The sequence below is a fragment of the Saccharococcus thermophilus genome, from assembly GCF_011761475.1.
Taxonomy (GTDB): Bacteria; Bacillota; Bacilli; order Bacillales; family Anoxybacillaceae; genus Saccharococcus; species Saccharococcus thermophilus.
In genome coordinates, this window is sequence record NZ_JAASRS010000001.1 from 3,019,768 (window position 1) to 3,039,885 (window position 20,118).

Genomic DNA, 20,118 nt, shown 5'->3' on the forward strand with positions numbered 1-20,118 from the left:
CACCTATCCTTTAGTCACTGCGTTGTTGATTGGCAAAGCTTTACGATTTATCTTCGATTTGGTTAGAGCAATCGGTGCAAACATCAAAATGAAATTGTGAATGAAATGTGCAACCAATGCAGCAATAAAGCCATACTGTAGGTACAACTCTCCCATGACGAAACCCAATGCAACGATCTCGCTCCATCGGATGATGCGTGGATGCGTACCAGTCCCTGTATGAATAATAGCCCAAAGCAATGACGTAACCAACACAGCTAACCAAGGCTGATGGGTCAACCACACTATAACAGGAATTCCCATTAACCGATAGATCGCTTCTTCTCCGATCGAACTTTGCAAGCTCATGCTTAGGGCACCTTTCCAGTTGTATCCTGAAACAAACATCGTATAGTCAGACAGCTCTGGCGCAATGCGAACTTTTCCTGTCGATTGCAACATAGCATTGAGCCATGTCATTCCACCAAGACAAGCAATACCGGCTGTTACTCCAACAATTATCTGATTGACCGGATGTTCAAACGCGGAGATGCCGATCTGCTCTGTCAAAAATAGGCCGACCGACGTACTGATTAACACCACGCACATCGTTGCGATCGCTTGAAACAGTGACATTACAAGTGTTAGCATACGAATAGCGCGTTGATTGACCCGCACATCATACGAGTTAATCATAGAAAATTCAAATCCATCGTTGGTTACAAGTACAACAGCGAATAAGATGATTGCGGCCAACACTCCACCAAAATTCCAATTCAATTTACCGCCTTCTATGGTGATAATCAGAAGTCCGATCACAGCTGCAATAAAAGATCCCAGCACACCCGAAAGGTTCAGCACTTTATCCAAAAACTCACGTTGCACCACCTGGCTGAGAGTGGGAGCAAAAATCTCTGGCTCCATATGAACTTGCCAGACAATACCCTCCTTTAAGCTACCTAACTCTTTTATGACATCCTCTACTTTTAACATATTTTCAATCGTGACGCTGGCATAATAGACAATGGTTGATAACCAATCTTTTTGTTCTGACCGAAATGGAATAGGATGTTTCTTTTTTCCTATTAATAGTAAAGGACTTTGCCGGAACGAGCCTACAAAAACCGCAAACAAACGCTTATTTTCAATAATTTTTCCAATCGAAAGTGGTTGTCTATCCATCTTTTTGGTTAACTTCGTCCACTCTTTTTCATCGCAATGAAAAGGTGCTTGCATATCTCTGATCGCTAATTGTACAAAAGCCAGATTCTCTATATCTAATACTTCTCTCACCTCTTTTTCTAGGAATTGTATCACTTCTCGCATGTTTTTCTGTTTTTTTAATGTTTCACTGATTCGATATATACTTTCTTGATAAAAGTTTTTTTGTACATATAACTTCGCTCTTAATGTTCGATCGAAATATCCTTTTAAATAGAGAGCAAGGATATTTATTACATAAATCAGTAAAAACAACAAAACGAGTTCAGCAAGTCTCCCCGCTTTATTGACAAATTTGGCATAAAGCAATGTAACAAGAAAAGACGGAAGTAATGATAAAAAAGCATAGTACACAAAGTGATTGATGGAAAACTGTAATCGAAACAGCCGATCCATACCAATTAAATAAAGAAAGACGGATGGCAACACAAAAAGCGAAGTAACGGTTAATTCGGCTGGTAGTACCCATTTTCCAATGATTAGAACCGGGAGACTATAAAATAAAACAAATGGTGCGGCAGATAGTCCAATGGCTAAAAGCAAACCTCTGACCGTATGTTGCTGTTCATCTTTTTTAAGATAAACTAATCCTTTTCCTAACAAGGCCAAGATCGTAGCAACGTTAAGCAGCAATGCACCTAATAGAAATTTTTTCTCACTTATCCAATGAAGTTTTAAACCAACAAACTCGATTAAATTAACTCTATAAAGAAGAAAAACAATTTTTTTCGTAAACCACACTTTCTTCTCTTTTTCAAAATAATCATAAAGAAAATGCAAAAATATAACAGGTAGAAACAAAAATGTGCCAATAAATATTTGTCTTCCAATCGTTTCATATTTCGCTGATAAGCTAGCACTTATATAGCAAAGACCCGCCAATAATAAAAAATAAATAAGCACTGTAGATGGTTTATCATGTGTCCGCAAGCGAAGTAAAAAGACACTTAAACTAGCAACGAAAATAAAAAAACTTATCGGCAAAATGAGGTAGTACATGAATTGACTGATTAAATTTGGTTCATACGATATTGTGAATACTTGGATTTGATTTCCTCTCTGAATGGTAACGGTTTTTGCTTGCTCAATTGCACCGTATTCCCGAACAGTAAAATGGGACAAAGGGGGCTTTCCATCCACTTTAAGCACTCGATCATGTACTTGAATATTATGATTTTTTGCCCAACCAAACTCATAAATTTCTTTTACAAAGGTTTCCCCATTCTTTTCAACTACATTGATTCCGATTAATGGGTATTGCAAATTTAAAATGGTGAGGTATAAAACAAGAACAGACGCAACAATAAAGGCTATTATAGTTGTTCGATTCATTTTTCTCTACACCCAATATTCGAGTGGCTTAATTGATTCACCAAATACCTCTACAATCGCTTTTACCTCTAACTCACTTAAACCTATCAAGCTCACCGTACCATTTTGTAATTTTTCGATGACTTCTGGATGTTCTACTAAAAAGCGAATGATTTCTTGCATCGCAGATCCCCCTCCAACATTACAAAATAATTGTTTTCAGTGCGGATTTGTACCTATCGTCTACATCCAGTTTCTCGATTTCTTGCAAAGCCTTTTCCTTGTAAATCTGGCTCATCACTTTAGCATAATAAAACGCTCCTTCCTGTTCCATTTGCTGAATCACTTTTTCTTTTTGGGCATAAAGCTCATTGTAATCAATATGATTGCTAAAATACTGTTTCAATAAGTTATCCCGTTTACTTGCCAGCATGTACAATACCGGAAGCGACTTCTTCTTTGCTTTGATGTCGTTCTTCTCATCCCAACGATACAACGCATCGATATCATTGTCGATTTGCGCAGCGATTCCTATATCATTGGCATACTTTTCAATGATGACAGTGTTCCTTTCAGCACCTGCTAATGCAGTTCCGACTAAACAAGCCATTGCTACTAGAGAACCCGATTTTTTCTTCATCACTTCTAAATACTCAGCTTCTGTTTGTATATCATGTGTGAGATTCATATGTTGCCCATTTAAACTTTGAAACAATCGAGATAAAATATATGACTGTGCCTTTACTTTTTTATGATCATCGATGGGTAAATCTGCAATTGCTTTTTGTCCTAGGAGCAATAACCCGATAACGATATGAAGGAAGATGGCAAGAGGTGCATTGCTCCACGAAGTTTCCAAGCCGTCCTGATCAACGAGGTCATCGAGTAGATCCCCCGCTAACATCATCAGTTCTACAGCCGTTGCGATTTGTTCGGCTTCCTTGATGTTTTCGGAAAACATCTGATAATGCACACTAGCTAAGCGACCAAACAAAAAGTCGCTTCGTTTTGCTTGCTCTTCTATCAATGTCAATACCGCTTCTTTTAAAGATGGCGCAGAAAAAGATGCTTCGACGATCTCTCTCATTTTAATCTTAACTGTCTCTTTTTCCATCATTTCACCAACATCTTATATAATATTTCCTAAATAGATAAATTACGACAAAATTTGTAAAATTCCTTCTCCATATCGATAAAAAAATTCTAAAACAAAACCTCTTTGCCATTTGCAAAGAGGCCTTTCAAATTCAAGATTTAACTATTAGGAGCAGTATTTCAAAGAGAACAGTAATAGTTTTAGATGTGCCAGAGGTTAAAAATGAATTTATATCTGTTTTCATAAAGCTAAAACCCTCCCTGCCTGCGCAGAGAGGGTTTTTCATTAGAACATTTCCGATACCGTTTTTGCTTGCATATGAAGAATTAAGTAGTCAGGGCCGCCCGCTTTCGAGTCGGTGCCGGACATGTTGAAGCCGCCGAATGGCTGATAGCCGACGATCGCGCCCGTGCAGCCGCGGTTGAAGTAAAGATTGCCAACATGGAATTCTTCCCGCGCTTTTTCGAGGTTGGCGCGGTTGCGGGAGATGACGGCGCCGGTTAAGCCATATTCCGTGTTGTTGGCGATTTCGAGCGCATGATCGAAATCTTTTGCTTTCGCAAACGCCACAACCGGTCCGAAGATTTCTTCTTGCATGATGCGAGCGTTCGGGTCAAGATCAGCAAATACGGTCGGCTGAATGAAGAAGCCTTTGGAGTCGTCTCCTTCGCCTCCGGTCATGAGACGGCCTTCTTGTTTGCCGATTTCGATATATTCCATAATTTTGTTGTATGCCGATTGGTCAATGACCGGGCCCATAAATGTGCTTTGTTCTGCCGGATCGCCAACTTTTAATTGTTTTGTCAGCTCAACAACGCGGTTTAATACTTGATCATACACATCTTCGACGACAATCGCGCGCGAGCATGCCGAGCATTTTTGCCCAGAGAAACCGAACGCCGATGCGACGATCGATTGTGCTGCTAATTCTAAGTCCGCTTCTTTGTCGACAACAATGGCGTCTTTCCCGCCCATCTCGGCAATAACGCGCTTGAGCCAGATTTGGCCTGGATGCACTTTCGCCGCGCGTTCATAAATGCGGATGCCGACATCGCGCGAACCAGTGAAGCTGATAAAACGGGTGCGTGGGTGGTCAACGAGGTAGTCCCCTACTTCCGCACCGCTTCCCGGAATGTAGTTTAATACTCCCGCCGGAAGGCCAGCTTCTTCTAACACTTCCGCGAATTTGTAAGCAACTACAGGTGTTGCGCTCGCTGGCTTCAATAGAACCGTGTTGCCTGTCACAAGCGCCGCAACCGTTGTTCCTGCCATAATCGCAAACGGGAAGTTCCATGGCGAAATAACGACGCCGACGCCAAGCGGAATGTAGAAGAACCGGTTCGTTTCACCAGGGCGGCTTTCAACTGGAATGCCGTCTTTTAATTTCAGCATTTGCCGCGCGTAATATTCCATAAAGTCAATCGCTTCTGCCGTATCCGCATCCGCTTCTTTCCACGGTTTTCCTGCCTCTTTTACCAGCAATGCCGAAAACTCATGTTTGCGGCGGCGCACAATCGCAGCGGCGCGGAACAGAATGTCAGCACGCGCTTCTGGTTTTGTTTTGCTCCACCATTTAAACGCTTCATCGGCAACTTTCATTGCTTTTTCGGCAAGTTCTTTATTCGCTTTCGACACGCGGCCGATTACTTCCGTCTTATTCGCAGGGTTAATCGAAACGATTTTCTCGTCGGTTGTAACCCGTTCACCGCCAATAATGAGAGGATAGTCTTGGCCAAGCTCCGCTTCGACTTTTTTCAGCGCCTCTTCAAACGCTTTTCGATTCGCTTCAACCGTAAAATCTGTGAGCGGTTCATGTTTATAAGGTTGTACCATCCTTGATTTCCCCCTTTACGAAATTTGCAAAAAAGCGTTTACAACCTCCACCTACCTCACATTTCGCACCCTAACAAGGTCAAAACAAAGGATTTTTTATTTAGTTTTTCAGAATAACTTTTTGACCAACACAACGAGCGATGGCAATCCTTTTTTTACCATCGCTGGTCGTTCCGTATCACGTTACACGTAGATGCTCTCATCCATGCCCAATCCCTGCAGAATCCTTCGCTGATCAGGGGTAAGGGAGCGATCCAGTGAGCGTTGGATGCGCCCATCCGGCAGCTTGAACAGGACGACGTTCACATATTGAAACAGCTGAAAAATCGCCTGTCCCGTCGGCCGGGTCAGCTTGCGGCCTCCAGGACCCTTCAACGGGTGTTCTGGAGTAATAAACTGACGCACTCGGCGCTGAAAAACGCGGTAAATAGCCAAGGCCAACAGAAACAAATAGCCTAATACTGCGACCCGTTCTGGTTTTTTGACGTAAATCTCATCCGTGAAAAACGGATCTTTCAAAAAAGCGAAGTTCATTTCCACCGAGATCTGCCCTTTATACAGCTTCAAGATCTCTTGGGCATCCATGGGTTGGCCCTTCCATTCCTTCGGAACGGTCGTGACAAGGACAAACCGGGACGCTTTCCGTCTCGCCTGTTCCCACGCGTCTTGGTCGAATTCGACGTCAAGGTGCAAGAAATACAGCGTCTCCACCTCGGGTTCCGCCCCTTTTTTCGGCCGTCCGCGCCGTTTTTTCAGGCGTACGATCTCTTCGACCGCGGCCTCAACCCGATGAAACCGGGGGCGAAGGGACGCCTTGAGGGACGCCAAGGCTTGTTCGGCATCTTCCCGGCAGGAGAAGGGGTGACGCTCCCAACGGGCTTGTTCCTCGCGAAGAAGCTCCGCTTCTTTGGTTCGTTCTTTTTCAAGCGTCTTTCCTTTTCGCTGGTCGAGCGCGCTCGATTCAACAACGATCAGCCGAACGGGGTGGCCTTCATACGTCGAGGCCGTTTCCCATACCCGGTACGTGGCGCCGTTTCTCTCCGCCAACGTAAAGGGATCGCTCCACGTCGTGTCCTCAGCATCCGCTTCGGCCAGCGCGGTTTTCACGATCCGGAGCGACGAAGGGCCTCTGGTGATCAAAAAGGCGTTGGCCGCTTTGGTTTGCGCCAGGGTCTCTTTCGTCATCGCGGCGGAATCGGCCACGTAAATCCATTCGTCTTCGATTTTGGCCTGCTTCAGCTGTTCATGGACACGAGACAGCACCTCGGGATTCCATGTTTTATCGGGCAGGTTGCCATCGTGCACATCGCCGTAAAACGGGATGCCGTCCTCGTTGCCGACCAGTCCGAAACCGATCTGTTTTTGCCAACGATGATGGCGGTTGTAGCCATGTGTGATTTGTAAGGCCTCTAACGAGGCCGATTCATACGCGCCGTAAACGGTCTTGTCCGTCGTATCGGCGTGGAAGGCTCGGAGGGAAAGGCCTTCTTTTCGATAAATATGAATCAAGCAAGTGCTGATGACGTTGTGAATGCCAGCCTCATACAGGCGATCGAGATGACGGGCCAACGCATCGTCGTTCAACCAGGAAGGATGGAGATCGGGACGGATGAGTTTCTCACAATCGACCTCCTGAGCCCAATGTTCCAAGTGAACAAGGGCTTGCCGGCCGTCAAACACATTGTAGAGGATGGCCTGAACGGCATCGCTGACTCGCGTTTGGCACTGCGGATCGACGGGCACGAGATGGTCAATCAATTGAGGCAGACCCAGTTTCTTGAATAGGGCACTTATTATATTCAAATAAGAATTGCGATAGACCTTTTTGACTTGAACGTTCATAAGTGAAAAACTCCTTTACGTTCCTTGTGTGTCAAGGATTCATTCGACATCGGAACGAAAAAATCCTCCCGATTTTCGTCGAGAGGGTGCGAAATGTGAGACCTACCATTCTAACGGATAAATCAATATGATTCAATTTTTTCAAAAAAACGAAAAAACTATTGATAAATATGAACAAACGGCTGATCCGCCTTCGCTTGGCGGACGATAATACTTTCCGGACCGCCTGTGGACGAAATATAAACATTTACATTAATATAATCTGGAAACTTTTCCATCACTAGCCCGGTGACATATTGTGTAAATCCGATCACTTCCGCCTTCCCATAAAAAGGCAACGTAATGTTGATCGTTAATTGCTGCAGCTGATCATTGATGTATAGCCCTTTTCCAACGACACCAGTATAATTCGGGAAAAATGCTTCAATATCCGATTTAAAGTCGTTAAATTTTAACGAGTCATCGCGGTGATTGTTTTCGGCTTCATCTGACGGAAATAAATAATATTCCTCATGGATGGCTTTCCAATCATCGATCGTGCTGCTTCCCGCATCGACATTGGTTACGGCAAAAAAGTGACCTGGAACGACTGAAGATTTTGGTGCCTGTTTATATAAAGCAATCGTAATTGGAACTTCCTTCAGCCCTTTCATATGGCGAAGACGGGAGAGCACTTCCGCAGCAATGCGTTTTCCTTCCCGTTCGATGACATTGTCTTTGATATCTACTTCCCGTGGGTAGCCTTGTTCCGTTGAATAGTAATGAACCGAGTTCAACGCCAGCCCGATGACAACTCCCCCTAGCTTCACTTTATTATCGCTTACTTTCGTTAAATAATCATGTTCTAAAATGCTCGCCAAATAAATCGGGCTTTTTTTGTTTTTCTCTTCATTCGTTCCTTTGTCGCTAATCGGCGGGTTTAAGCCAACGTTTTCTGATGGCTTCATCTTGTTCTCTTTCAGCTGTTCGGGCGTGAGCTTTCTTTGCAGCCACCGCTTCACCGTATCTTTATCTAAATATTGTCCTTCTTGAAATAAGTAATCGTCCGGAGAAAAGCGTTCTTGCGCGATGCGCATCAGTCCGGTTTCAAATTCATCGACATCTAAACGAGTATTTAAATCTTCCACCGTTTCGCCGCGCGCTCCCGATACTTTAAACGGCAGCACGACGCGATAATAAGAATCGGATATATTATACTTTGGAATGACAGCTTTTTGCTCTTTATTATTTTTGTTCTGCACTACTTCTTCTTGGCCGAATTTTGGCGCGCAGGCAGAAAGAAGCAAAAGCATAGCCACCCATATTATGAACTGTTTTTTCATGGTTCACCCCTACTTATTTCGCTCAATTTCTTGTAGAAATCTTGTTTCATCCCAAATTTCGATATTTAGCTGCTCGGCTTTTGCCAGTTTCGAACCGGCATCCGCTCCAGCAATGACCAAATCAGTATTTTTGCTGACGCTGCCGGTGACTTTGCCGCCAAGCTGCTCGATTTTTTCTTTTGCTTCGTTGCGCGACAACGATTCAAGCTTCCCGGTTAACACCACCGTTTTGCCGGCAAAGTAAGAATCAACATCACCAGCCTTTGGCGTTTTTGGACCTTTGTATTCCATGTTGACGCCATAAGCACGCAGTTCATTTAACAACTCTTTTACTTCCGGTTTTGCAAAATACGTAACAATCGAATCAGCCATTTTCTCGCCGATTTCGTGAATCGCCATCAACTCTTCTTTTGTTGCGCTTTGCAGGCGGTCCATCGTTTCAAAATGTTCCGCCAGCACTTTTGCCGCTTTGGCGCCGACATGGCGAATGCCTAAGCCGAACAGAAGGCGCTCTAACGAATTTTGTTTCGACGCTTCAATGGCGTTAAGCAAATTAGTTGCCGACTTTTCCCCCATCCGTTCCAAGTTAATTAACTGTTCTTTTGTCAAACGATAAATATCGGCAACATCATGGATGAGTCCTTCACGGAACAGCTGGGAGATGACCTTTTCGCCAAGCCCTTCAATGTTCATCGCCTGACGCGAAACAAAATGAATGAGTCCCTCGCGGATTTGCGCCGGACATTTCGGATTAATGCAGCGGAGCGCTACTTCACCTTCGAGCCGGACTAATTCACTGCCGCACTCCGGGCAATGCGTCGGCATGACAAACGGCACCTCTTCTCCCGTCCGCCGGTCAAACACGACGTTGACCACTTCCGGAATAATATCGCCCGCTTTTTTAATCACGACCGAATCGCCGATGCGGATGTCTTTTTCACGAATGAAATCTTCGTTATGAAGAGTGGCGCGCTGCACCGTCGTTCCTGCGACACGGACCGGCTCTAAAATCGCGGTCGGCGTTACAACCCCCGTGCGCCCGACATTTAATTCAATGCCAATCAGTTTCGTGACAACTTCCTCAGCCGGAAATTTATACGCGATCGCCCAGCGCGGGCTTTTTGCGGTTGCGCCCAGCTGTTCCTGCTGTTCAAATGAATCGACTTTAATGACAATGCCATCGATTTCGTACGGGAGTTGCGGGCGTTTTTCATGCCATTCGTTGACAAAGCGAATGACTTCATCGATATTGGCGCATCTCCGCCGTTCTGGATTTACTTTAAATCCGATCGCTTGTAAATAATCAAGGGCGGCGCTGTGCGAATCGATCCCTAGTTCCTCGGCATTGGCAAGACCATAGACGAATAAATCGAGATGACGGGACGCTGCGATTTTTGGATCCAACTGACGCAGTGATCCGGCCGCGGCATTGCGCGGATTGGCAAACAGCTCCTCGCCGCGCTGCTTTCGCTGTTCATTCAGCCGCTCAAACGACGCTTTCGGCATATACGCTTCGCCGCGCGCTTCAAGCGTCACGGCTTCCTTCAGGCGAAGCGGCAAAGAGCGGATCGTTTTTAAGTTTTCCGTAATATCCTCGCCGGTCACCCCGTCGCCGCGCGTCGCCCCTTGGACGAAATAGCCGTCTTCGTAGCGGACAGAAACGGCGAGCCCGTCGATTTTCAACTCGCACACATAGGTGACATCATCGCCGACTTCCTGGCGCACGCGGCGATCGAAGTCGCGTAAATCGCCTTCGTTAAACGCATTGGCGAGACTTAGCATCGGAATGCGGTGCTCCACTTTTTGAAACGCATCTAGCGGTTGGCCGCCGACCCGCTGCGAAGGAGAATCTTTCGTTTTGAATTCCGGATATTGTTCTTCGAGCGCGATCAGCTCTTGCATAAGCCGGTCATATTCCGCGTCAGGCACGGACGGACGGTCAAGGACATAGTACTCATAATTGTATTTATTTAATAGTTCGCGCAGCTCTTCTATGCGCGTTTGCGCAGCTTGTCGGTCCATATCCGTTCTCCTTTCTTTACACTTTTGTAATCGGAGCGAATTTGGCAAGCAGCCGTTTAATGCCAATCGGGCTTGGGAAAGCAATGTCCAATTCTTGGTCTTCCCCTTCCCCGCGCACGCTGACCACGGTGCCGATTCCCCATTTTTTATGGTCTGCTTTATCGCCAACCTTCCACACCGTCGCCCCGCCGCCAGCCGATCCTGACGCCGTCGCCGTACGGAAGCCGGTTTGTTTGGCCGAAGAAGCAGCGGCATACAATGTCCGGCGATTGACCGATTCGATTAATTCTTCCGGAATTTCACCAATAAAACGCGATACCGGATTCATATGGATATTTCCAAACAATGTGCGCATTTGCGCGCTTGTTAAAAACAACTCTTCTTCCGCGCGGGTAATGCCGACATACGCGAGACGGCGTTCCTCTTCCATCTCGTCCTCATCGTCAAGCGAACGGTTATGCGGAAAAATTCCTTCTTCCATTCCGATCAGAAAGACAACCGGGAACTCCAAGCCTTTTGCGGAATGAAGCGTCATTAGCACGACCGAATCTTCGCTATTGCCATTCGTCTCATTCAGCTGATCAATGTCAGAAATTAACGCCAAATCCGTTAAAAACGCAATAAGCGATTTGTCTTCACTCACATTTTCAAAATGCTTGGTGACCGATAAAAACTCGTCGATGTTTTCCAAGCGGCTTTGCGCTTCCAGCGTATTTTCCGCCTTCAGCATCTCGCGGTAGCCGGACTTGTCCAGCACTTCTTCGACCAGCTCGGTAACGGAAACGTATTCCTGCAGCTGTGCCCATTGTTCGAGCTGGCGGCGAAATTCCAGCAAGGAAGCGGCAATCCGGGCAGAGAGCCCAATATGCTCCAGTTCGCCGAGCGCTTCAAATACCGATAATCCGTTTTCGGAAGCATAGCTTACGATTTTATCAAGCGAAGAAGCACCAATGCCGCGCTTTGGCACATTAATGATGCGAAGCAGGCTAATGTCGTCATTCGGATTGGCAATCACGCGCAAATAAGCCAAAATATCTTTAATTTCTTTGCGGTCGTAGAACTTCAAACCGCCGACAATTTGATACGGAATATTGGACTTGAGGAATACTTCTTCTATGATCCGTGACTGGGCGTTTGTGCGATATAAAATGGCAAAATCAGAATAACGGCGTTTTCCGCTGTCAACATATTCTTTTATTTTACCGGCGACAAACTGCGCTTCATCCGCTTCGTTCATCGCTTCGTAATATACGATTTTTTGACCTTCCGGATTTTCCGTCCACAGCCTTTTCGGTTTCCGGTTGATATTGTTTTCGATGACTTCGTTTGCCGCTTGCAAAATCCGTTTTGTGGAGCGATAGTTTTGCTCGAGCAAAATCACTTTTGCGTTCGGATAATCTCGTTCAAACGATAAGATGTTTTGAATGTCCGCGCCGCGCCAGCGGTAAATCGATTGATCCGCATCGCCGACAACACATATATTTTGAAAGCGCGCCGCCAGCATTTTGACAAGCGTATACTGCGCACGGTTAGTGTCTTGGTACTCATCAATGTGGATATATTGAAATTTATATTGATAGTACTCCAATACTTCCGGCACACGTTCAAACAGCTGAATCGTCGTCATAATTAAGTCGTCAAAATCGAGCGAATGGTTGCGCAAAAGGCGCTGTTGATATTCGTCATACACATCACTGACGATTTTTTCATAATAGCTGCTTGCCCGTTTGGCAAATTTCTCTGGAGTCAGCAGCTCGTTTTTCGCGCTGCTGATCGTGCCGAGTATCGCGCGCGGCTCAAACTTTTTTGGATCGATATTTTTTTCTTTTAAAATATTTTTAATCACCGAGAGTTGATCGGTCGTATCGAGAATGGAAAAATTGCGGTTGATGCCGATGCGGTCAATATCGCGGCGTAAAATGCGAACGCACATCGAATGGAACGTGGAAATCCACACCTCTTCCGCCGCGCCGCCTAACAGCGCCTGCACGCGTTCTTTCATCTCCCGCGCCGCTTTATTCGTAAACGTAATCGCTAAAATATTCCATGGAGCCACATGCTTTTCTGCCATTAAATAGGCAATGCGGTGTGTTAATACACGCGTTTTGCCGCTTCCCGCCCCTGCCATAATGAGAAGCGGCCCTTCCGTCGTTTTCACAGCGGCTTGCTGCTCCTTATTTAAATTAGCCAGTAATTTTTCCGACAAAAAATTCACTTTTATCACCACCAAGAAACATATGTTCTATTTTACACCACTTTTCGCGCCTTGACCAGCTTACTGCTTCACCGCTTTGACCGTGGCCAGCGCCTGGTCAATGTCTTCGTAAACGATGTTGCCCACGACGACCGTATCAGCGTATTGCGCCATTTCTTTCGCTTGTTTTGCCGTTTTAATCCCGCCGCCGTAAAACAGCTGTGTTTTCGTTAATACTTGTTTGACGCGCCGCACAAGCTGAGGATCTCCGTAAGCACCGCTATATTCCAAATAAAAAATCGGCAGGCGGTACATATGCTCAGCTATAAGCGCATACGCGACCACATCTTCTTCCCCAAGCTCCGTGTTCGCCGCGGTAAGCGTAGCCGCTTTACAATGTTTATGTAAAATGCAATACCCTTCCATCCTTATTTCATCCCAATTCATGACGTCGCCAAACTGTTTCACCGCGTCATGATGCAGATCGATGATCCATTTTGTTTCGCGGCTGTTCAGTACCATTGGGATAAAATAAAAATCAAAACCAGGGGTGATAGACTCTAGATTGGAGATTTCCAAAACACATGGAACGGAAAAGCGGCGGATGCGCCCTAACAGCTCTAATACATTTTCTAATGTAACGCCATCCGTTCCGCCGACAATAATGGCGTCGGTCCCTGATTCACAAACGCGTTCGAGATGTTCATCGCTAATTTCTTTGTTCGGGTCTAGCTTAAATACATGGCGCCACTCGCGAATATCATACATATGATAAAACCCTCCATTAATTTATCCATTTCTTCATTATAACAAATCGGCAAAAAGAAAAGGAGTTCCTTTTCATGGGAAGGAATCTCCTTGCTTCGATTATGCGTTATGGGCTTCTTCGGAAGGTTGCTTTGATTCTTCTTTAATACGGTCTAACGCCATCGCATAAGCGTCGTTTCCATAGTTTAAACAACGTTTCACACGTGAAATCGTCGCGGTGCTCGCTCCTGTTTCCGTTTCGATTTTATGGTACGTATAGCCTTCGCGAAGCATGCGTGCTACTTCGAGACGCTGCGCTAACGACTGAATTTCGTTGACCGTGCATAAGTCGTCAAAAAAGCGGTAGCACTCCTCTAAATCGCGCAAAGAAAGAATCGCTTTAAACAGCTGATCCACTTCTCTGCCACGCAATTTATCGATTTGCATAAACGGCGATCCTCCTTTACCACTTTACTATATTTAAATCAGGAACGACATTGATCCATGTTTTTCCCGGTACAAAGCCAATCGGGTTCCCATTGCGAAACGGCAAAATGCGGCCGTCGATATTTTTCCATTGTATTTTTTGTACCACGCCGTTTTGGAATAAATATCCGTCTCCCCCAGAATCGAGGTCAATGCTGCGCCGCCCCGCCGCATCAATCACCTGGTGTTTGGCGGCAATGACCATGATATTTTGCATGACGATCGGGTCATGTGTATCATAATCGACCGTCTGTTCTCCCGCGCTATAGCGATAATAGCTTTTTTGATTTGGGACATACTTGTACTGCACTTGCGCATAGCTGTGACGTGAATACGTAATAGTAATGGTTCCCGCCTTTTCCCCTGTTGCGGCATCCTGGCGAAATGGAAGCGGCTTGACATCGTCTTGCAGCGCATAGCCGTTTTGGATTGCCCCTTTTTCAATATTGGCAAATGTAATATAGGAATTATGCGGCGCTTTGCGGAACGAAGCGCGCCGAAACAACGTTCCGTCATAAAACAAACCATTTAAATAATCGGCCGCCCCTGCTTCCAGCATCGCTTTTGCCTCCGGACTCCAGCCATGGCAAACATAAAGCGCATGATAACCATTGCTCAACTTAATATAATAGTCGCGGGCGCTGCGTACTGGACCGACTTTTTCTGGAAATTCGCTTTGATACAACGCTAAAAGCCGTGTAACATCCCCTTCTGCCAGCACTTCATAAACGATATCCGCTTTTTGCAGTCCTGACTGCGGCCGCGCTTTTGGATGATTATTTACCATTACCGCAATAACGCGATGATTCACCGACCCTTCTGCTGGCAGCCCGGTTAGCGGAAACACCTGCTGTTTGGAACTATCCTGTTGTTTTGGTGTTTCGACGGGTGCCGGCTTCGGCTGAGAGGCTTGTTGTTTTTCTTCATGCACACAGCCGCCCATGAAAAGGTACAGCACACTAAACAAAGCAAGCCAACGTTTTCTCAACAGTCACACAACCTTTTCTTTTCTATTTTAACGCATTATCGCCGGAAAGAGTACTGTTTTATTCATTACGTCATAAATTCCTCGCTGTGTAATACGTACATACGGCAAATGTGTCGATTGTAAAAAGAATATTGAATAAATTGGATCCACAAAACGATATCCGCGCTGTTTTAATAATTCAACGAACTTTTTCTCCTCATCGATCAACTCTTCTACGCTTTGTGTCGACATCATGCCATGGAGAGATAGCGGAATTTCATGAATGATTTCACCATTTTCCACTAACACAATTCCGCCGCCGATTTCACGCATTCGTTGGAAAGCAAGAAACATATCTCGCTTGCTTTTTCCGATCAAAATAATATCTCCTGTGGTCGAATAGGAGCTAGCAAGCCCGCGGACATTCGTAGCAAATCCTTTCAATATCGTATTGACACGCCATTTTCCATGGCGATCCATCAGTGCTAAAAAGCTTTCATCATGATCGGTGGACAGTTCGTCACGAGAAGTATCGATCAAAATAGAATATGGCTTCATAATCACCGTGTTTTCCATATATATTCCCATTGGCATCGAAAACTGTAAATCATCCATTGTTAAATGCCAAGATAAGCGAAGCGGCTCCATTCCATAGTCGCTCCACGTCATCGATGGCCATGTAATCGAGTCATCTCCCTCCCGTTTGACCCATTGGCCTTTTGCAAGCACTTGTACAGGAGTCGGGTCTTCTCTCGAACGTAAAAAGTTAATGTTTGCTATTCTTCCTGTCGCAATGCTGCCGTGAAGGTGCTCGATTCCGTAATGGCGCGCGACGTTCACCGTCGCCATATTGTAGGCGTCAATAACAGGAACGTCATGCTCCAACGCAATGAGAATCAAGCGGTCGGTAACACCTTCTTCATAAAACGATGGCGGCGAACCGTCCGTCGTGAGAATCAACTTATCATACTGATGAATGCCAAGTTCCTTTATTTCTCGAAGAAGCTTCGGCAAATCCGGACGAATGGACGAATGACGCAATGACACGGTATATCCATGCAAAAGCCGCGTATATACTTCTTTACCCGTCATCGCCTCATGATCGCAATCAGCCCCAAGAAGCATCATTTTTGTAAGCGTTTTCTCTGAAGCGCCAGGAAAATGGCCTTCAATTTTTCGTTTCATCCGCTTTGCCTCTTGAATCCAATGAAGCATAAGATCGTCTCCAGCAAGAAGCTTCGGCCATCCCGTCAACTCCCCGCCTTGCAATACCGTTTCTTGTTCCAGCCACCTCTTTACTCTGGCGTTGGATAACAGTTCTTCTTCTCTCTCCAGCTCCGTCTGCCCATCAAATCGGCACCACCAGTACATTGACGATGGAAGCGCATTCATTTTCTCTAATAAAGAAAACGCCTTATCATCTGACAATTGCAAAATAAAGAATAAATTATCGTTAATCATTGTTGTCGTTCCATATTTCGATGCATAGTGCGCAAACGTATGGGGATTATATAATTGAAATGGATGCGCATGCGGTTCAATATAGCCAGGAACTAACACATAACCGCTGCAATCAACGATTTCGCATGAATCATCGACACGATCGGGAAACCGTTCCCCGACGTACACAATTCGATCATTGTATATCCAAATATTCCCTTTTAGCCATTCACGAAAATACGAATGTAAATAAGTCGCATTCGTTAATACTTTTGCCGGTGATTTTTTTCCATCAATAATCGCAACATGTTCACGTAATTCGTGACTTTTCCAATGATAACGTTGTTCGCTCATATACACCCCGTCCCTTTTTTCCTAATCATGCCATATAATCATTTTAACGCATTAAAGTCATTTTCACAATGAAAAAAGGAGGAAAAAGATTATTATGTCTAATATTGGTATCGTCAATGCGCTCATTCGTATTACTTTTGGCTTGACCATGCTTGCATGGGCAACGGCAAAAATGACAAGACGGCCCTGGTGCGCCTCTTATCTCATTATCGCCTTGCTCGCTGCCATGAAAGTAGGGGAAGGAATCACCCGTTTTTGTCCAATGACTGCTTTATTGGAAAATTGCCGCCGCGAGCAGGCAATTCGCATAAAAGAGGACGCCACAATCAATCCTACGTAAACAAAGACTGGCGTTTGCATAACGCCAGTCCGTTCAAAAGGAGTGAATAAACATGCTACTCGAATACATGACAGATATGTCGTTTGTACTCGCTTCTCTTATTGGCGGCATTATCGCCCTTGCGTTTGTGTATGTGCGCCGGAAGCGCGTTCGATAGCCCTTTTGCCGATGTCACGGCGGTAAAATAGCTGATCACAATCGATATGGGCAATTTGCGCATATACCGTCTTCCTTGCCTGCTCGAGCGTCTCGCCTTTCTCCGCCACAAGCAGCACGCGGCCACCGTTTGTATATAAAGTATTATTTTCCATCTTCGTTCCTGCGTGAAATACTAGGGTTTTTTCCCCTAGCTGATCCCAGCCGCTAATCACCGCTCCACGTTCATATGCCCCTGGATAGCCTTTCGTTGCTAGCACCACGCCGATGACCGTCTCATCCGACCAACGCAGTTCGATGTTTTGCCCTTCCATTACGGCGGTGATCACTTCAATAAGGTCGTTTTCTAACCGCGGCAGCACCACCTGCGCCTCCGGATCGCCAAAGCGGGCGTTAAACTCGATCACTTTTGGGCCTTGGCTTGTTTCCATTAATCCCGCGTACAATACTCCGGTAAACGGTCGTCCTTCCGCCGCCAATGCTTTTGCCATCGGCTGAAGGATCGTGGACAGCGCAGTCTCCACCGTTTGATCGAAAATTTGCGGCACTGGAGAATATGCCCCCATTCCGCCCGTATTTGGTCCTTTATCATTGTCATATGCCCGCTTATGGTCCTGGGCAATCGCGAGTGGATAAACCTGTTCGCCATGGACAAATGCCATGAACGAAAACTCTTCGCCTTCTAAGTATTCTTCCACGACCACTTTTTTGCTTGCATCGCCAAACTGATTTTCGATCATCATCGCATCTAGCGCCTGGATAGCCTCAGAAAGCGTCGCAGCGACAATCACTCCTTTTCCTGCTGCCAATCCGTCCGCTTTTATGACAATCGGCGCGCCTTTTTTCTCGACATACGCTTTTGCTTCCTCATACGAAGTAAACGTCGCATGTTCGGCCGTTGGAATGCCATATTTTTTCATCAGCTCTTTGGCAAACGCTTTGCTTCCTTCAATTAACGCCGCATTTTTACGCGGACCGAAAATGCGCAATCCTTCCTCTTCAAAACGGTCGACAATACCGGCAAGCAACGGCGCTTCCGGACCGACAATCGTAAGATCGATGCCTTCCTTTTTGGCAAAGCGAACAAGCGCGTCGATGTCGTGTTCCTCAATCGGAACAAGCTCCGCGACTTGTGCGATGCCCGGATTGCCCGGGGCGGCGTATAGCTTAGTAACAAGCGGGCTTTGCGCGGCCTTCCAAGCAATCGCATGCTCCCTGCCGCCGCGGCCGACAATCAATACTTTCATGACGCTCCCCCCAACCTAATGTTTAAAATGGCGGATTCCAGTAAAGACCATGGCAATTCCGTATTCATCTGCTTTGCGAATCGAATCGGCGTCACGAATCGAACCGCCCGGCTGGATGATGGCGGTAATACCAGCTTTGGCCGCCGCTTCGACGGTATCGTCCATCGGGAAAAACGCATCGGAGGCAAGCACCGCCCCGTTTGCTTTCTCTCCCGCCTGTTCAATGGCGATTTTCGCCGCACCGACACGATTCATTTGACCGGCGCCGACGCCGATCGTCATTCCGTCTCTCGCCAGCACGATTGCGTTCGATTTGACGTGTTTGACCACCTTCCACGCGAATTGCAATTGTTTCCATTCTTCTTCTGTCGGTTCACGCTTCGTCACGACTTTCAGCTCGGCATCATCAAGCGTGTGAGTGTCCGCTTCTTGTATAAGCAGACCGCCTTGCACGGAAACAAGCATTTTTTCTTTCGTCTTTGGTGCGGTGAAATCCACGGTCAAGAGGCGAATGTTTTTCTTTTGCGTCAAAATCGCGAGCGCCTCATCGCTAAACGATGGAGCGATGACAATTTCTAGAAAGATTTCGTGCATTTTTTCGGCCGTCGCTTTATCCACTTCGCGGTTTAAAGCGATAATACCGCCAAAAATCGAAGTCGGATCGGCCTCGTACGCTTTTAAGAACGCTTCATAAATCGTCGCGCCCGTGCCGACGCCGCACGGATTCATATGCTTCACCGCCACTGCCACCGGCTCGGTAAACTCTTTTACTAATTGTAGTGCGGCGTTCGCATCATTAATATTGTTGTACGATAATTCCTTTCCGTGCAGCTGCGTTGCTTGCGCAATCGAGAAAGAGACACCGAGCGGTTTTTTATAAAACGCCGCTGTTTGATGCGGATTTTCCCCATAGCGCAATGCTTGTTTTTTCACGAAAGTGACCGTTAATGTTTCCGGATATTCTTCTCCTGTCTTGTTGGTTAAATATTCGGCAATCAGCGCGTCGTATGCGGCCGTATGGCGGAATACTTTCGCCGCTAGTTTCCGTTTCGTTTCTGCGGATACATCGCCATGTTCTTTTAGCTCCTGTATGACCGTGTCATAGTCGGCCGGATCCACGACGACCGTTACATAGGCATGATTTTTCGCCGCCGCTCTAAGCATCGTCGGTCCACCGATATCAATATTTTCGATCGCCTCGGCAAACGTCACATCGCTTTTGGCAATCGTTTGTTGAAACGGATATAAATTGACGACCACTAAATCAATCGGAGTAATGTGATGCTCATGAAGTTCAGCTTGATGGCGCTCATTGTCGCGGATCGCGAGCAACCCGCCATGAATCATCGGATGCAATGTTTTGACGCGCCCGTCTAAAATTTCCGGAAACCCTGTCACTTTGGAAATGCCAATGACGGGAACTCCCGCTTCTTCCAATGTTTTTTTCGTTCCGCCTGTGGAGATAATTTCCACACCTAGTTTCACCAATTGTTTCGCCAGCGATACAATTCCTTCCTTGTTCGATACACTTAGCAATGCCCGTTTCACTGCCATGATTCTC

The 20,118-nt window shown here is 46.0% G+C and carries 16 protein-coding genes; 2 read left to right on the forward strand and 14 right to left on the reverse strand.

All coding sequences use genetic code 11. The features are described from left to right. Window positions 1–3: 3 nt before the first annotated feature. The 12 genes from BDD39_RS15630 to BDD39_RS15685 all read right to left on the reverse strand — a co-directional run bounded on the left by BDD39_RS15630 (window position 4) and on the right by BDD39_RS15685 (window position 16,814). Window positions 4–2,532 carry a CPBP family intramembrane glutamic endopeptidase gene (locus BDD39_RS15630; protein ID WP_166912122.1) on the reverse strand — a complete coding sequence of 843 codons (2,529 nt, stop codon included), beginning with the start codon at window positions 2,530–2,532 and terminating at the stop codon, window positions 4–6. A 6-nt stretch (window positions 2,533–2,538) separates the two neighbouring features. Next, window positions 2,539–2,694, reverse strand: coding sequence for a competence pheromone ComX (gene comX / locus BDD39_RS15635; RefSeq protein ID WP_166912124.1), 156 nt, complete (start codon window positions 2,692–2,694; stop codon window positions 2,539–2,541). 19 nt (window positions 2,695–2,713) lie between these two features. Then, the gene (locus tag BDD39_RS15640) at window positions 2,714–3,628 is read right to left on the reverse strand and encodes a polyprenyl synthetase family protein (RefSeq protein ID WP_166912126.1); all 915 of its coding nucleotides are present in this window, start codon (window positions 3,626–3,628) and stop codon (window positions 2,714–2,716) included. A gap of 264 nt (window positions 3,629–3,892) precedes the next feature. After that, a complete protein-coding gene (gene pruA / locus BDD39_RS15645) occupies window positions 3,893–5,440 on the reverse strand; it encodes an L-glutamate gamma-semialdehyde dehydrogenase (RefSeq protein WP_166912128.1) in 1,548 nt (515 codons plus the stop codon). Window positions 5,441–5,623: 183 nt separating this feature from the next. After that, window positions 5,624–7,282 carry an IS1634 family transposase gene (locus tag BDD39_RS15650; RefSeq protein ID WP_015863777.1) on the reverse strand — a complete coding sequence of 553 codons (1,659 nt, stop codon included), beginning with the start codon at window positions 7,280–7,282 and terminating at the stop codon, window positions 5,624–5,626. Between the two features lie 158 nt (window positions 7,283–7,440). Next, window positions 7,441–8,604 carry a CamS family sex pheromone protein gene (locus tag BDD39_RS15655; protein ID WP_166912130.1) on the reverse strand — a complete coding sequence of 388 codons (1,164 nt, stop codon included), beginning with the start codon at window positions 8,602–8,604 and terminating at the stop codon, window positions 7,441–7,443. Window positions 8,605–8,613: 9 nt separating this feature from the next. Beyond that, window positions 8,614–10,626 carry an NAD-dependent DNA ligase LigA gene (gene ligA / locus BDD39_RS15660; protein ID WP_166912132.1) on the reverse strand — a complete coding sequence of 671 codons (2,013 nt, stop codon included), beginning with the start codon at window positions 10,624–10,626 and terminating at the stop codon, window positions 8,614–8,616. 16 nt (window positions 10,627–10,642) lie between these two features. Beyond that, complete coding sequence (gene pcrA / locus BDD39_RS15665; protein ID WP_166912134.1) at window positions 10,643–12,841, reverse strand: DNA helicase PcrA; 2,199 nt, start codon at window positions 12,839–12,841, stop codon at window positions 10,643–10,645. Window positions 12,842–12,901: 60 nt separating this feature from the next. Further along, window positions 12,902–13,588 (reverse strand): heptaprenylglyceryl phosphate synthase, encoded by a 687-nt coding sequence (gene pcrB, locus BDD39_RS15670; RefSeq protein ID WP_166912136.1) that lies wholly within the window; start codon window positions 13,586–13,588, stop codon window positions 12,902–12,904. Window positions 13,589–13,687: 99 nt separating this feature from the next. Beyond that, window positions 13,688–14,014 carry a YerC/YecD family TrpR-related protein gene (locus BDD39_RS15675; RefSeq protein ID WP_166912138.1) on the reverse strand — a complete coding sequence of 109 codons (327 nt, stop codon included), beginning with the start codon at window positions 14,012–14,014 and terminating at the stop codon, window positions 13,688–13,690. 16 nt (window positions 14,015–14,030) lie between these two features. Then, the gene (locus tag BDD39_RS15680; protein ID WP_166912453.1) at window positions 14,031–14,996 is read right to left on the reverse strand and encodes a DUF3048 domain-containing protein; all 966 of its coding nucleotides are present in this window, start codon (window positions 14,994–14,996) and stop codon (window positions 14,031–14,033) included. 72 nt (window positions 14,997–15,068) lie between these two features. After that, complete coding sequence (locus BDD39_RS15685) at window positions 15,069–16,814, reverse strand: adenine deaminase C-terminal domain-containing protein (RefSeq protein WP_166912140.1); 1,746 nt, start codon at window positions 16,812–16,814, stop codon at window positions 15,069–15,071. Between the two features lie 94 nt (window positions 16,815–16,908). Between BDD39_RS15685 and BDD39_RS15690 the strand changes: the two genes are divergently transcribed. Both BDD39_RS15690 and BDD39_RS16700 read left to right on the forward strand, forming a co-directional pair. After that, window positions 16,909–17,154, forward strand: a complete 246-nt coding sequence (locus tag BDD39_RS15690) for a YgaP family membrane protein (protein ID WP_166912142.1) — start codon at window positions 16,909–16,911, stop codon at window positions 17,152–17,154. A gap of 52 nt (window positions 17,155–17,206) precedes the next feature. Next, the gene (locus BDD39_RS16700; RefSeq protein WP_323755019.1) at window positions 17,207–17,311 is read left to right on the forward strand and encodes an EYxxD motif small membrane protein; all 105 of its coding nucleotides are present in this window, start codon (window positions 17,207–17,209) and stop codon (window positions 17,309–17,311) included. Here BDD39_RS16700 and purD read toward each other — a convergent pair. After that, window positions 17,265–18,557 (reverse strand): phosphoribosylamine--glycine ligase, encoded by a 1,293-nt coding sequence (purD, locus tag BDD39_RS15695; RefSeq protein ID WP_166912144.1) that lies wholly within the window; start codon window positions 18,555–18,557, stop codon window positions 17,265–17,267. The genes BDD39_RS16700 and purD overlap by 47 nt on opposite strands. A 15-nt stretch (window positions 18,558–18,572) precedes the next feature. Then, window positions 18,573–20,111 carry a bifunctional phosphoribosylaminoimidazolecarboxamide formyltransferase/IMP cyclohydrolase gene (purH, locus tag BDD39_RS15700; RefSeq protein ID WP_166912146.1) on the reverse strand — a complete coding sequence of 513 codons (1,539 nt, stop codon included), beginning with the start codon at window positions 20,109–20,111 and terminating at the stop codon, window positions 18,573–18,575. Between the last annotated feature and the right edge of the window lie 7 nt (window positions 20,112–20,118).